Here is a 12471-nt window from a genome sequence, read left to right on the forward strand (position 1 = left end):
GTGGTCTGGGTGACCGGGTGGAGATCGGCTCGGGTGGCTGGAACGGGATCTCCGACTACGCGGGTGCGGACTTCACCGGTGACGGCATCGGTGACCTGGCGGCGGTGGCCTCCGACCCGGGCCAGACCGGAAAGCTCTACCTCTACAAGGGCACCGGCAGCGGCCTGAGCTCCCGCACCGAGATCGGCTCCGGCGGCTGGTGAGCCGCGAAGCGCAACGACGCAGCTCCGAATCCACACACTTCCGCACCGACTCCAGGGGGAGAACACCCATGTCCGCACAGTCCCGCACGTCCGCACAGACCCGAATGCGCAAGAGCCTGGCCGTCTTCGCGCTGAGCCTCGCACCCCTCGGCCTCGCCGGCACGGCCGGCGCCGCGTCGGTCAGCACCTGGGACAAGGTGGCCGCCTGCGAGAGCACCGGCAACTGGTCCATCAACACCGGGAACGGCTACTTCGGCGGCCTGCAGATATCCGAGGACAACTGGCAGCACTACGGCGGCACCCAGTACGCGGCCTATCCGCACCAGGCGACCAAGAAGGAACAGATCCTGATCGCCGAGAAGATCCTCGCCGACCAGGGGGCCGGCGCGTGGACGTGCAGCCCCGGCACCGGGCTTTCGACCGACCACGCGGACCCGTACCCGGCGGGCCCGTCCGATCCGGGGATGACCGATCTGACGGCGGGTGACTTCAACGGGGACGGCAAGAAGGACCTGGTGGCGGTCGAGGTGTCGACCGGCAAGCTGTTCTCCTACCCGGGGAACGGGACGGGGGCGCTGGGGAGCCGGGTGATGATCGGCTCCGGTGGCTGGAACGGGATGAGCAACCTGGCCGTGGGCGACCTGAACGGTGACGGCGGGGACGACATCGTGGCGACCGAGAAGTCGACCGGCAAGCTCTGGGTGTACCCGGGCAACGGCCACGGCGTCGAGGGCCGGATCGAGATCGGCAGCGGCGGCTGGAACGGCATGAACAACACCGCGGTGGGCGACTTCAACGGCGACGGTGTGGCCGACGTCGTGGCGAGCGAGAACTCGACCGGCAAGCTCTTCCTCTACCCCGGCCTCGGCGGGGCCCTGGGCAAGCGGGTGGAGATCGGTACCGGTGGCTGGAACGGGATGAACAAGGTCGTCAGCCCGGGCGACATGAACAAGGACGGCAAGGACGACATCGTCGCGACGGAGACGTCGACGGGGAAGTTGTGGCTGTACCCGGGCACGGGCAGTGGTCTGGGTGACCGGGTGGAGATCGGAGCCGGTGGCTGGAACGGGATCTCCGACTACGCGGGTGCGGACTTCACCGGTGACGGCATCGGTGACCTGGCGGCGGTGGCCTCCGACCCGGGCCAGACCGGAAAGCTCTACCTCTACAAGGGCACCGGCAAGGGCCTGAGCTCCCGCACCGAGATCGGCTCCGGCGGCTGGTAACCGGAGAACGGACGACGCCGACCCGGTAGCGGGAGTGATCTGCGGTGACGGTGCTGCCCCACAGGTTGCTGTGGGGCAGCACCGTCACCGCGCCGGCCTCTTCCACCGGCACCCTCCCCGGCCCGATGCGCACGGGCGGGCGTCCTACCGCGCAGGCAGCGGCAGGACGTGCCGGAGGGCCTCGACCGCGTCCGGGGCGCCGTCGACGGTCAGGGTGGTACGGGCACCACGGCCGTAGACGAACAGGACCAGCTCGCCCGGTTCGCCGGTGAGGTGGACGGTGGGAGCGCCGGCCGGGCCGACGGTCAGCGACTGGCCGTCCGGGCGGGCGAGAGTGAGACGGACGGGAGAGCGGCGGCCGGCCTCCAGCCGGGCCAGCAGGGGAAGACGGCGCCAGAGCGCCTCGGCGCGCCCCGGCGGGACGGGCTGCGCCGTCCAGTCCTCGCCGGCACGCAGGACGTCCTCGGCGTGCACGAAGTACTCGATGGTGTTCGCCGCCTCATCCGCACCGGGCAGGGCGAACAGCGAGAACACCGGCGGCCCGCCCCGGAACAGCCGCACCAACTCCTCGTACGGCCGCGCGGCGTAGTCGTCCTGCACCCGCCGCGTCCACCCGGCCAGCGCACCCACCCGGATACCGGCCGCCGCATCGGCACGGCGCTCCCGGATCACCAGATGGGCAGCGAGGTCCCGGGTGGTCCACCCCCCACAGAGCGTGGGGGCCTCCGGCCCGGCAGCGGTGAGGAGTTGAGCGAGACGGTGGCGCTCGGCAAGCGCATGGTTCGACATGCTGAAAGCCTAGGGGTTGCACACACCCGGCCCAGCCGGAGCCACCCCCTCGCCTGCCTCCCGGGCTACGGAGGAGCGGCCCGGTCCTTGGGACCGGCGAGCTAACGGGCGTGCATCATCCGGAAACGGGCCCATTGCCGAGCCGCCCGGTTCAGCCCGGCGGTCCACGGGTCCGGATCGTCTCCGGCGATGTCAGCCCACATGCGGGCCTGAGCCTCCGCGAAGACGTCTACCACCGCCGTATCGCCGGTCTCCCAAGCCGGAACCCTGGCAGCCCAGGCTTCCGCGGCAGCCGGGCTGTGGCCGCCCGCCGCGATCAACCAGATCACCCACAGGGCTGGGTCGATCCAGGGCGCTCCACGGGTGGGCCACGCCCAGTCGACCAGCAGGGCACGGTCGCCCCGAACCAGGACGTTCTCGTTGTTCAGGTCGGTGTGCAACAGGGAACTGCCGGCGAACCGGGCCGGCATCCCGGGGTCGTCCACGTAGGCGGCCCATCGTTGCTCGGCACGGCGAAGCCCGACCGGGGGACACGGGGTGCGACCGAGTCGGCCGAGGACGTCGACCATCAGCTCCAGATCCCCCACCTCCCTGTAGTCGGCGTGGCGGGCCTCGACGTACTCGAACGCGACGAGGCTCCAACCCCCGATGTCCAGGTGCCACAGCAGCTCGGGGGCGAGGCCTTCCACATAGCGGTTGATCTCGGTCTCACGCCGCTGCGTCCACACGCGTGGGTGGTTCAGCTGCATCCCCTTGACGAAGACAGCGCCCCCGGAAGTGGTGAGCTTGGCAGCGATCTCGGAGTTGAAACCGGCCGAGACGGTCTCCGCGGCAAGGACCGGCGTGCCGAGGCGGGCGGTGACGGCCCGGTGCACCGAATCGGGCAGGTCTGCCCAATGAATGCGGATGGTGGTCACGATGCCCAGCTTCCCAGAGCCTGCCCGGAGGCCGACGGCACCACAGCCGTCGGCCTCCGGGACTGCGTGCTAACGGTACGGATTGACCGCCGCTCTCAAGCCCGCCACGGAGTCGATGACCCTGTTGGTTGCCGCCGTCATCGTTCACGACCTCGAAGCCCAGCGGGTCGTTCTTCTCCGGCGAGGGCCCAAGGCCAAGTTCGCCCAAGGCTTGTGGGACCTGCCCGTAGGAAAGAGCGAACCCGGCGAACCGATCACCGAGACGGCGATTCGCGAACTCAAGGAGGAAACAGGGCTTGTCGTCACTCCCGAGGACCTGCGTCTGGCCCACGTCATTCACGGGGCCCGAGGCGTCGAGGCGCCCAACGGTTTCCTGACCGTCGTCTTCGCAGCTCACCGCTGGTCCGGCAAACTGGCGAATGGGGAACCCGGCAAGCACTCGGAGGTTGCGTGGGTCGGCGCCGAGACCGTGCCGGAAGAATTCGTCTCCACCACCAGGGAAGCTCTGATCGGGTACCTCGACAACGGTCCGAGCGTCTCCCTCGATTCGTGGCAGGAGCAGTGAAGTAGGTATGCATTTGCCTCCTGTCTCGTTCTCGTGATCGCCACCCGCACCTCTATGGGGTGAGGGCGGCAATCAAATTTCGACCTCTTTTCTCTTATTGATCTTGGTTATTCAATGGCTTCCAGCAGAGATGCCCCTTCGGCGCACCGAGGGGGCATCTCAATTTTTGTCTCACCTCTCTGGCTGTGTCGCTGATCCTTCTGTCTTACCGTATGTCTCCCCAGGTGCTTGCGGCATCCCTCCTCGGCCGAGGAGGGATGCCGCAAGCATTTTCCCTTTATATCTAAATTTTTTTCTTCTTCATGGCGACCGCCTGGCTCTCCGAGTGGGCAGGGGTAATTGCGGCGATGCACCTCGGGTGTGCCGAGGGGCATCGCCGCCAATTAATTCTTCTCCTCGGCTGACGCCTCGTTCGGACCCTTGGCCCCGGCTCTCTTGTATCCGAATTCCTACGGGTGTAGCCGGCCGGTGAGTTTGGGGGCGCCCTGTTTGTTGCCGCCGGTCAGGGTGCAGGTGTAGTCGCGCCAGCCCTGTTGGTAGTTGACCAGGGCGGGGCCGAACTGGCGGCCGTAGTAGGTCTTTCCGTCGGCCTGTCCGGCTTTGGCGGTGGCTTCGGCTTCCTTGCAGCCGTCGCGCATGGCGAGGGCGATCGGGACTTCGCCGGTGAGATTGTCGGGCAGTTTGAGGTTGGCGATGACTTCGCCGTCGTGGTCGCCGGTGCAGGGGCGTTCTTCGGCGCGGGTGATCACCGGGCTCAGCTGCGGGTGGTCGAAGCAGGTGCCGACGGGGAAGTAGGCGTACGGCGGCTGTGGCTTGGTCGGCGTCGGGCTGGGTGTCGGGGTCGGCGTGGGTGTGGCCGTGGGGGTGGGTGGGGGCGGTGCGGCGGCCGGCTTCCTGTCGTCCGGCCAGAGCACCGCGGTGGCCAGCACCGCGAGGAGGGCGACCAGCACGGCGATGACGGTGAGGACCAGGCCGCGCGACGGGCGGGAGGCGGCGGCTGCGGGCGGCTGCTCAGGGGTCATGGCCATGAGGATGGCCCACGCGTGCGGCGCCTGGCAGGCGGTTGGCCGAACTCGCCCCCGTACGGGCGGATGACCGGGACCAGAGGTCGGACGGACCAGCCGGGTCGGACGGCCGGGCTGACACAATGGGCCGCATGTCCACCACACCCGCCACTCCCGGCACCACCGCCCTGGCCCCCGAGATCGCCGCCCGCCTCAAGCGCACCGAGGACGGCCTTCTTCCGGCCATCGCGCAGCAGTACGACACCGGCGAGGTGCTGATGCTCGGCTGGATGGACGACGAGGCCCTGCACCGTACGCTCACCACCGGCCGCTGCACCTACTGGAGCCGCAGCCGCCGCGAGTACTGGGTGAAGGGCGACACCTCCGGTCACGTCCAGGCGGTCAAGTCGGTGGCCCTGGACTGTGACGGCGACACCCTGCTGGTCAAGGTCGACCAGGCCGGCGCGGCCTGCCACACCGGCGACCGCACCTGTTTCGACGCCGACGTGCTCCCCCTTTCCTGATCACCCGACCACAACTCCAGAAGGTGCCGCCGCGCATGGACCTCGAAGCCTTCCGCAAGCTCGCCGTCGACACCCGGGTCATCCCGGTCACCCGCAGGCTCCTCGCGGACGGCCTCACTCCGATCGGCCTCTACCGCAGCCTCGCCGGGGAGCGGCCCGGCACCTTCCTGCTGGAGTCCGCGGAGCAGGGCCGCAGCTGGTCGCGCTACTCCTTCGTCGGCGTGCGCGGCGCAGCCACGCTGACCGTCGACCAGGACGGCAACGCCCGCTGGCTCGGCACCCCGCCGGTCGGCATCCCCACCACCGGCGACCCGCTGCAGGTGCTGCGCGCCGCGCTGGAGGCGCTGCACACCCCGCGGCACGCCGACGACGGCCTGCCCCCGCTCACCGGCGGCCTGGTCGGCTACCTCGGCTACGACATCGTCCGCCGGCTGGAGAAGCTGCCCGACCTCAACCCGGACGACCTCAAGCTCCCCGAGCTGACCATGCTGCTGGCCACCGACCTGGCGGTGCTCGACCACGCCGACGGCACGGTGCTGCTGATCGCCAACGCCGTCAACCACAACGACCTGGCCACCGGCGTGGACGAGGCCTACGCGGACGCGGTGGGCCGGCTGGACGTGATGGAGGCCGACCTGTTCAAGCCGGTCGACCCGGGCCTGGCCACCTTCACCCCGGCCGGCCCCGGCGAGGTGCACTCGCCGTTCGGCGGCGAGCCGTACCGGGCGGCGGTGGACGAGATCAAGGAGCGGATCCGGGCCGGCGAGGCCTTCCAGGTGGTGCCGTCGCAGCGCTTCGAGGCGCCCTGCCCGGCCTCCGCGCTGGACGTCTACCGGGTGCTGCGCACCACCAACCCCAGCCCGTACATGTACCTGTTCCGCTTCCCGGGCCCGGACGGCACCGCCGAGGGCGGCTTCGACGTGGTCGGCTCCAGCCCGGAGGCGCTGGTCAAGGTCACCCGGGGCGAGGCGATGCTGCACCCGATCGCGGGCACCCGGCACCGCGGCGCCACCCCGCACGAGGACGCGGGGCTGGCCGCCGAGCTGCTCGCCGACCCCAAGGAGCGGGCCGAGCACCTGATGCTGGTGGACCTCGGCCGCAACGACCTCGGGCGGGTCTGCGAGCCGGGCAGCGTCGAGGTGGTCGACTTCATGCAGATCGAGCGGTACAGCCACGTGATGCACATCGTCTCCACCGTCACCGGCAAGGTCGCGCCCGGGCGGACCGCCTTCGACGTGCTGACCGCCTGCTTCCCGGCGGGCACCCTCTCCGGCGCGCCCAAGCCGCGGGCGATGCGGATCATCGAGGAGCTGGAGCCCACCCGCCGCGGCCTGTACGGCGGTTGCGTCGGCTACCTGGACTTCGCCGGGGACTCCGACACCGCGATCGCGATCCGGACCGCGGTGCTGCGCGACGGCACGGCGTACGTGCAGGCCGGGGCGGGCGTGGTCGCCGACTCGGACCCGCACGGCGAGGACACCGAGTGCCGCAACAAGGCGGCCGCCGTGCTGCGGGCCGTCGCCACCGCCAATACGCTGCGGAGGCCGGAACTGTCCTGACCGGAGCTGTCCTGACCGGAACTGTCCTGAGGCGTGAGGGAGGCGGCCGGGGTGCCCGAGGTGCCGTACGACGAGCTGCGCTGGGAGGTCGTGCTGGGCACGGCCGGGCAGCTCGGCGAGCAGCCGGCGGGCCACGGCCGGGTGCTGTCCGGTGTGGCGGTCGACTTCCCGGCGGCGCCCGGCGGCCTGGCTCCCGACGAGGTGGCGGTGCTCGCCCCGGACGTCGCCGTGCTCGCCCGCGACGCGGTGCGGGGCGAGCGGGGCCGGTTCGGCGCGGCCGGGGTCGAGGCGGTGCTGGAGGTGGCCCGGCCCGGTCTGGCGGAGGCCGGGCGGGCGTACGCGCGCAGCGGTGTGCCGCTGTACGTGGTGGTCGACCCGGCGGCGGCGGTCTGCACCGTGCACACCGCGCCGTCGCCCGAAGGGGTGTACCGGGAGGCTGAGCGGGTGCCGTTCGGCAACGACCTGTTCCTGCCGCTGGGCGGGCGGACGGTGGTGCTGCGGACGGACGTCTTCCCGGGCCCGTTCCCCACCCCGGGTACGGACTGAGGTGTCGGTCGGGGGATAGTGGACGGGTGAGCGCTGACCAGACCCCCGCCCCCACCGCCGCCGCAGGCCGCCGCACGCTCGGCGTGATGCTGCTGCTCACCGTGCTGAGCGCCGTGCTGGTGCTGACCGCGGCCGGGCGGACCTGGGCCCAGGGCCGGGCCGGCACCCTGGACGTCTCCGTCACCGGCGGCAACATCTCCGAACTGCCCGGCGGGCTGGCCCTGGTGGGCCTCGCCGCGGCCGTGGCGGTGTTCGCGGTGCGCGGCGCCGGACGGCTGGCGGTCGGCGCGCTGACCCTGCTCGCCGGGATCGGCGCGGCCGCCGCGTCGGTCGCCGGGGCGGGCGACACCGCCGCGCTGGACGCCGAGGCCGCCCGCAAACTCGGCCTGACCGGCTCGGCGGCCACCGAGGTCGCGCACACCGGCTGGCCCTGGGTCGCGCTGGTCGGCGGCGTGCTGCTGGCCCTCGCCGGACTGCTCACCCTGCGCTACGGCCGCCGCTGGCCCGCCATGGGCAGCCGCTACGAGGCGCCGACCCGCAAGGCCCCGGCCAGGGCCGAGACGCCCGGCGACCTGTGGAAGGCGCTGGACCGCGGCGAGGACCCCACGGCCCTCTGAGGCCCCACGGCCCTCTGAGGCCCCACGGCCCTCTGAGGCCCCACGGCCCTCTGAGGCCCCACGGCCCTCCGAGGGGCGCTCGGCCGCCGCGTCGGGCCCCGTACCCGCCCGAAGCGCGCATGTGACGCGATAGACGCGGCACCCGCTTTGGGGGCCCGGTGTGTGGCCCGGCACAATGGAACCCGTCCACCCGCCGACGGCCCCGCAGGCCCGGTCGGGCCCCGAGAGCCAAGGAGCACCACGCAGATGGCAGCAGCAGCGCACGGCCACAACCCCGCCGCCTGGACCGGCGTCGTCATCACCTTCGTCGGTTTCGGCATCGCGGGTGTCGCGATGATCCTGCCGTCGGTGCTGCTCGTCTGGGCCGGCCTGGCGGTCGTCCTGGCCGGTGGCGTGGTCGGCAAGGCCATGTCGATGGCGGGCATGGGCAAGCAGCCGAGCACCAACGTCTACGAGTCGGTCGAGGAGCAGAGCGCGGCCCGCGCGGCCCGCCAGCCCCACCCGGCCGTCGCCGCCGCCTGACGACCGGCCCCCGTACGGGTCGGCCTTCGTACGACGTACGGGACGGTCTCCGTACGAGTACGGGAAGGCCTTCGCAGGACACGCCTTTCGCACAACCGAACGGCGGGCGCGCCGCGCCCGCCGTTTCGTCGTCTCCGGGCCCGCGCGCGGGCAGAATCGGGGCGTGAACGCCGCCCCCACCGCCTCCGCCCCGTCGCCCGTGCTGCGCCGGCTGGGTCCGCCGCTGACCGCGCTGGCGGCGGTGGCCGTCCCGACCGTGTACGTCGCCGTGGTGGACCCGAACAGCCCCGGGCACTACCCGGACTGCCCGTTCCTGACCGCCACCGGATGGTGGTGCCCCGGCTGCGGGGGCCTGCGCTGCGTCCACGCGCTGACCCACGGGGACTTCACCGGCGCGCTGCACGACAACGCCGCCGCCGTCCTGCTGTTGGGCGTGCTGGGGGTGCTCTGGCTGCGTTGGGCCTGGGCCGCGCTGACCGGTGGGCCGCTGCCGAGGGTCACCGTCGGGGGCCGGCGCTGGGCGCTGATCGCGCTGCTCGTGCTGGTGTTTACCGTGGTGCGAAACTCGCCGGTCGGAGCGGGTTTGGCGCCGCCGCTGGTCTGAGCGGCGCGAACGGCCCGGTCGGGGTGGAGAAGCGGTGAAGTCGCAGTTGAGGGCGGCCGGAGCGGGCGTCCGGTCCGCGAGACGTGTGCCGGGCTGATGCGCCCCGCGCCCCCGGGTGCCGATACCATCGAAGAGCCGGCGGGTTGCCGCCCGCGCGGTTCTGTCGGCCGACCGGCAGAACCGACTGGCAGATAAAGATGGGGGCTCCTGCGTGAGTGTGCTCGACTCGATCATCGAAGGGGTCCGCGAGGACCTCGCCGAGCGGCAGGCCCGGGTCTCCCTGGACGAGCTGAAGGAACGCGCCGCCAAGGCCCCGGAGGCCAAGGACGGCGTCGCCGCCCTCAAGGGCGACGGGGTCCGGGTGATCTGCGAGGTGAAGCGCTCCAGCCCCTCCAAGGGCGCTCTGGCCTCGATCGCCGATCCGGCCGCCTTGGCGCGCGACTACGCGGCCGGCGGTGCCGCCGCGATCAGCGTGCTGACGGAGCAGCGCCGCTTCGGCGGTTCGCTGGCCGACCTGGACGCCGTCCGCGCCGCAGTGGACACCCCGCTGCTGCGCAAGGACTTCATCGTCACCGCGTACCAGCTGTGGGAGGCCCGTGCGCACGGCGCCGACCTCGCGCTGCTGATCGTCGCGGCCCTCGACCAGTCGGCCCTGGTGTCGCTGATCGAGCGCGCCGAGTCGATCGGTCTCACCCCGCTGGTCGAGGTGCACGACGAGGAGGAGATCGGGCGCGCGGTGGACGCCGGGGCGCGGATCATCGGCGTCAACGCCCGCAACCTGAAGACCCTCGAGGTGGACCGCAACACCTTCGGGAACGTGGTCCACGCCATTCCGGACCACATCGTCAAGATCGCCGAGTCCGGGGTGCGCGGCCCGCTGGACGTGATCAACTACGCCAACCTGGGCGCCGACGCGGTGTTGGTCGGCGAGTCCCTGGTGACCGGCAAGGACCCGCGTGCCGCGGTCGCCGACCTGGTCGCCGCCGGGGCCCACCCCGCCGTCCGGCACAAGGACTGACACAGCCCGATGAAGATCGCCACCCGCCTCGCCCCCGGCTGCCGCCCGCGCGGCTGCCGCGCGCCCGCACGCCGGGTGCTGGGGCGTCGGGTGCGGTACGTGATCGGCTGCGAGCCCGGCCAGGTACCGGGACGACGATGGCGCGTGACGCGCGGCTGACCCCAGCCGATCAGACGTCACTGTCGTCCAACTCCCCAAGGGAAACCACATGTCCGAGAAGGACTACCTGCCCGGTGCCCAGGTGCCGGACGCGCGCGGATACTTCGGCGCGTACGGCGGCCGCTTCATCCCCGAGGCGCTGGTCGCCGCGGTCGAGCAGGTCGCCGAGGAGTACGAGAAGGCCAAGACCGACCCGGCCTTCACCGCCGAGCTCGACGCGCTGCTCAAGGACTACACCGGGCGCCCGAGCCCGCTGACCGACGTGCACCGCTTCTCCGCCGAGGCGGGCGGCGCGCGCGTCCTGCTCAAGCGCGAGGACCTCAACCACACCGGCTCGCACAAGATCAACAACGTGCTGGGCCAGGCCCTGCTCACCAAGCGGATGGGCAAGACCCGGATCATCGCCGAGACCGGCGCCGGCCAGCACGGCGTGGCCACCGCCACCGCCTGCGCGCTGTTCGGCTTCGACTGCACCATCTACATGGGCGAGGTCGACACCCAGCGCCAGGCGCTGAACGTCGCCCGGATGCGGATGCTCGGCGCCGAGGTGGTGGCCGTCACGTCCGGCAGCCGCACGCTGAAGGACGCCATCAACGAGGCGTTCCGCGACTGGGTCGCCAACGTGGACTCCACCCACTACCTGTTCGGCACCGTCGCCGGGCCGCACCCGTTCCCGATGATGGTCCGCGACTTCCACCGGGTCATCGGCGTCGAGGCGCGGCAGCAGGTGCTCGACCGGACCGGGCGGCTGCCCGACGCCGTGGTCGCCTGCGTCGGCGGCGGCTCCAACGCGATGGGCATCTTCCATGAGTTCATCCCGGACGCCGGCGTGCGCCTGATCGGCTGCGAGGCGGCCGGCGAGGGCGCCGAGACCCCCCGGCACGCCGCCACCCTCACCAAGGGCGACCCGGGCGTGCTGCACGGCTCCCGCACCTACGTCCTGCAGGACGAGGACGGCCAGACCATCGAGTCGCACTCGATCTCGGCCGGCCTGGACTACCCGGGCGTCGGCCCGGAGCACGCCTGGCTGAAGGACACCGGACGGGCCGAGTACCGCCCGGTCACCGACGACGCCGCGATGCAGGCACTGCGGCTGCTGTCCCGCACCGAGGGCATCATCCCGGCCATCGAGAGCGCCCACGCGCTCGCCGGGGCCCTGGAGCTCGGCCGCGAACTCGGGCCGGAGGCCACCATCCTGGTCTCCCTCTCCGGGCGCGGCGACAAGGACATGCACACCGCCGCCGAGTACTTCGGCCTGTACGACGAGCCGGGCGCCGGTACCGCCGGCGGCGCCGGTTCCGCCCAGGGGGGTAAGTGATCATGGCTTCGAAGCTGAGTGACGCCCTGGCGGCCGCCAGGGCCGAGGGGCGCGCCGCGCTGATCGGCTACCTGCCGGCCGGCTTCCCCACCGTCGACGGCGGCATCCGGGCGGTCAACGCGCTGCTGGAGGGCGGCTGCGACGTGGTCGAGGTCGGCCTGCCGCACTCCGACCCGGTGCTGGACGGCGCCGTCATCCAGACCGCCGACGACATCGCGCTGCGCGGCGGCGTGCGGATCAAGGACGTGCTGCGCACCGTCCAGGAGGTCGCGTCCGCGCACCCCGAGGCGGCGGTGCTGGTCATGACGTACTGGAACCCGGTCGACCGCTACGGCGTGGCGCGCTTCGCCGCCGACCTGGCGGCCGCGGGCGGGGCCGGCTGCATCCTGCCGGACCTGCCGGTGGAGGAGTCGCAGGAGTGGCGCAAGGCGGCGGACGAGCACGGGCTGGACACCGTGTTCGTGGTCGCCCCCAGCAGCAAGGACGCGCGGCTGGCCGAGGTCACCGCGGCGGGCAGCGGGTTCGTGTACGCGGCCGCGGTGATGGGCGTGACCGGCACCCGGTCGGCGGTCGGGTCGCTGGCCGAGGACCTGGTCGCGCGCACCCGGGCCACCACGGACCTGCCGGTCTGCGTCGGGCTCGGGGTCTCCGACGCCGGGCAGGCGGCGGAGGTCGCGCGGTTCGCGGACGGCGTGATCGTCGGTTCGGCGTTCGTGAAGCGGATCCTCGAAGCGGGCGACGACGAGGCGGCGGCACTGGACGCCGTGCGCGCGCTGGCCGGGGAACTGGCGGCGGGCGTGCGGAGGCGCTGACGCGCGGTCGGAAACAGTCGGTCGACGGCCCGCCACTCCCCGGGGAGTGGCGGGCCGTCGACCGACTGTTTCCGACCGCGCGTCAGCG

15 protein-coding genes and 1 pseudogene are annotated in these 12471 nt (G+C 72.2%); 13 read left to right on the top strand and 3 right to left on the bottom strand.

What is annotated here, in order from left to right; all coding sequences use genetic code 11:
* Window positions 1-203: pseudogene (locus tag ACIBEC_RS45510) on the top strand (ATP/GTP-binding protein); the annotation flags it as partial.
* A gap of 68 nt (window positions 204-271) precedes the next feature.
* Complete coding sequence (locus ACIBEC_RS45515; protein ID WP_360510015.1) at window positions 272-1429, top strand: FG-GAP-like repeat-containing protein; 1158 nt, start codon at window positions 272-274, stop codon at window positions 1427-1429.
* A gap of 144 nt (window positions 1430-1573) precedes the next feature.
* On the opposite strand, the gene ACIBEC_RS45520 is transcribed toward ACIBEC_RS45515, so the two are convergent.
* Window positions 1574-2218 carry a TIGR03085 family metal-binding protein gene (locus ACIBEC_RS45520; RefSeq protein ID WP_360510014.1) on the bottom strand — a complete coding sequence of 215 codons (645 nt, stop codon included), beginning with the start codon at window positions 2216-2218 and terminating at the stop codon, window positions 1574-1576.
* Window positions 2219-2319: 101 nt separating this feature from the next.
* Complete coding sequence (locus ACIBEC_RS45525) at window positions 2320-3135, bottom strand: aminoglycoside phosphotransferase (RefSeq protein ID WP_360510013.1); 816 nt, start codon at window positions 3133-3135, stop codon at window positions 2320-2322.
* A 115-nt stretch (window positions 3136-3250) separates the two neighbouring features.
* Here ACIBEC_RS45525 and ACIBEC_RS45530 point away from each other — a divergent pair, with 115 nt between their 5' ends.
* Window positions 3251-3700, top strand: a complete 450-nt coding sequence (locus ACIBEC_RS45530; RefSeq protein ID WP_360510012.1) for an NUDIX domain-containing protein — start codon at window positions 3251-3253, stop codon at window positions 3698-3700.
* A 449-nt stretch (window positions 3701-4149) separates the two neighbouring features.
* Here ACIBEC_RS45530 and ACIBEC_RS45535 read toward each other — a convergent pair whose 3' ends face one another.
* Window positions 4150-4722 (bottom strand): hypothetical protein, encoded by a 573-nt coding sequence (locus ACIBEC_RS45535; RefSeq protein ID WP_360510011.1) that lies wholly within the window; start codon window positions 4720-4722, stop codon window positions 4150-4152.
* Window positions 4723-4856: 134 nt separating this feature from the next.
* Here ACIBEC_RS45535 and hisI point away from each other — a divergent pair, with 134 nt between their 5' ends.
* The 10 genes from hisI to trpA all read left to right on the top strand — a co-directional run bounded on the left by hisI (window position 4857) and on the right by trpA (window position 12383).
* The gene (gene hisI, locus ACIBEC_RS45540; RefSeq protein WP_360510010.1) at window positions 4857-5228 is read left to right on the top strand and encodes a phosphoribosyl-AMP cyclohydrolase; all 372 of its coding nucleotides are present in this window, start codon (window positions 4857-4859) and stop codon (window positions 5226-5228) included.
* Window positions 5229-5263: 35 nt separating this feature from the next.
* Window positions 5264-6787 (top strand): anthranilate synthase component I, encoded by a 1524-nt coding sequence (locus tag ACIBEC_RS45545; protein WP_360510009.1) that lies wholly within the window; start codon window positions 5264-5266, stop codon window positions 6785-6787.
* Window positions 6788-6838: 51 nt separating this feature from the next.
* Entirely contained in the window at window positions 6839-7333 is a 495-nt protein-coding gene (locus ACIBEC_RS45550; protein WP_360510008.1) for a Uma2 family endonuclease, read from the top strand.
* A 26-nt stretch (window positions 7334-7359) separates the two neighbouring features.
* On the top strand, window positions 7360-7950 hold the full coding sequence (locus ACIBEC_RS45555; RefSeq protein ID WP_360510007.1) for a TIGR02234 family membrane protein: 591 nt from the start codon (window positions 7360-7362) through the stop codon (window positions 7948-7950).
* A 246-nt stretch (window positions 7951-8196) separates the two neighbouring features.
* Window positions 8197-8472: an HGxxPAAW family protein gene (locus tag ACIBEC_RS45560; RefSeq protein ID WP_360510006.1), complete on the top strand. Its 276-nt coding sequence runs from the start codon at window positions 8197-8199 to the stop codon at window positions 8470-8472.
* Window positions 8473-8635: 163 nt separating this feature from the next.
* Entirely contained in the window at window positions 8636-9076 is a 441-nt protein-coding gene (locus ACIBEC_RS45565; RefSeq protein WP_360510005.1) for a DUF2752 domain-containing protein, read from the top strand.
* 211 nt (window positions 9077-9287) lie between these two features.
* Window positions 9288-10094 (top strand): indole-3-glycerol phosphate synthase TrpC, encoded by an 807-nt coding sequence (gene trpC, locus ACIBEC_RS45570; protein WP_360510004.1) that lies wholly within the window; start codon window positions 9288-9290, stop codon window positions 10092-10094.
* A gap of 9 nt (window positions 10095-10103) precedes the next feature.
* A complete protein-coding gene (gene trpM / locus ACIBEC_RS45575) occupies window positions 10104-10253 on the top strand; it encodes a tryptophan biosynthesis modulator TrpM (protein WP_373560517.1) in 150 nt (49 codons plus the stop codon).
* A gap of 49 nt (window positions 10254-10302) precedes the next feature.
* Complete coding sequence (trpB, locus tag ACIBEC_RS45580) at window positions 10303-11571, top strand: tryptophan synthase subunit beta (RefSeq protein ID WP_360510003.1); 1269 nt, start codon at window positions 10303-10305, stop codon at window positions 11569-11571.
* 2 nt (window positions 11572-11573) lie between these two features.
* The gene (trpA, locus tag ACIBEC_RS45585) at window positions 11574-12383 is read left to right on the top strand and encodes a tryptophan synthase subunit alpha (RefSeq protein ID WP_360510002.1); all 810 of its coding nucleotides are present in this window, start codon (window positions 11574-11576) and stop codon (window positions 12381-12383) included.
* Window positions 12384-12471: the final 88 nt, after the last annotated feature.

Source organism: Kitasatospora sp. NPDC051164, from assembly GCF_044455625.1.
Taxonomy (GTDB): Bacteria; Actinomycetota; Actinomycetes; order Streptomycetales; family Streptomycetaceae; genus Kitasatospora.

Bases quoted from the DNA above. Each gene is read 5' to 3' on its own strand.
- ACIBEC_RS45520 (WP_360510014.1), bottom strand. From the start codon at position 2,218: ATGTCGAACCATGCGCTTGCCGAGCGCCACCGTCTCGCTCAACTCCTC.
- trpA (WP_360510002.1), top strand. From the start codon at position 11,574: ATGGCTTCGAAGCTGAGTGACGCCCTGGCGGCCGCCAGGGCCGAGGGG.
- ACIBEC_RS45515 (WP_360510015.1), top strand. From the start codon at position 272: ATGTCCGCACAGTCCCGCACGTCCGCACAGACCCGAATGCGCAAGAGC.
- trpB (WP_360510003.1), top strand. From the start codon at position 10,303: ATGTCCGAGAAGGACTACCTGCCCGGTGCCCAGGTGCCGGACGCGCGC.
- trpM (WP_373560517.1), top strand. From the start codon at position 10,104: ATGAAGATCGCCACCCGCCTCGCCCCCGGCTGCCGCCCGCGCGGCTGC.
- ACIBEC_RS45535 (WP_360510011.1), bottom strand. From the start codon at position 4,722: ATGACCCCTGAGCAGCCGCCCGCAGCCGCCGCCTCCCGCCCGTCGCGC.
- ACIBEC_RS45545 (WP_360510009.1), top strand. From the start codon at position 5,264: ATGGACCTCGAAGCCTTCCGCAAGCTCGCCGTCGACACCCGGGTCATC.
- hisI (WP_360510010.1), top strand. From the start codon at position 4,857: ATGTCCACCACACCCGCCACTCCCGGCACCACCGCCCTGGCCCCCGAG.
- ACIBEC_RS45560 (WP_360510006.1), top strand. From the start codon at position 8,197: ATGGCAGCAGCAGCGCACGGCCACAACCCCGCCGCCTGGACCGGCGTC.
- ACIBEC_RS45530 (WP_360510012.1), top strand. From the start codon at position 3,251: ATGACCCTGTTGGTTGCCGCCGTCATCGTTCACGACCTCGAAGCCCAG.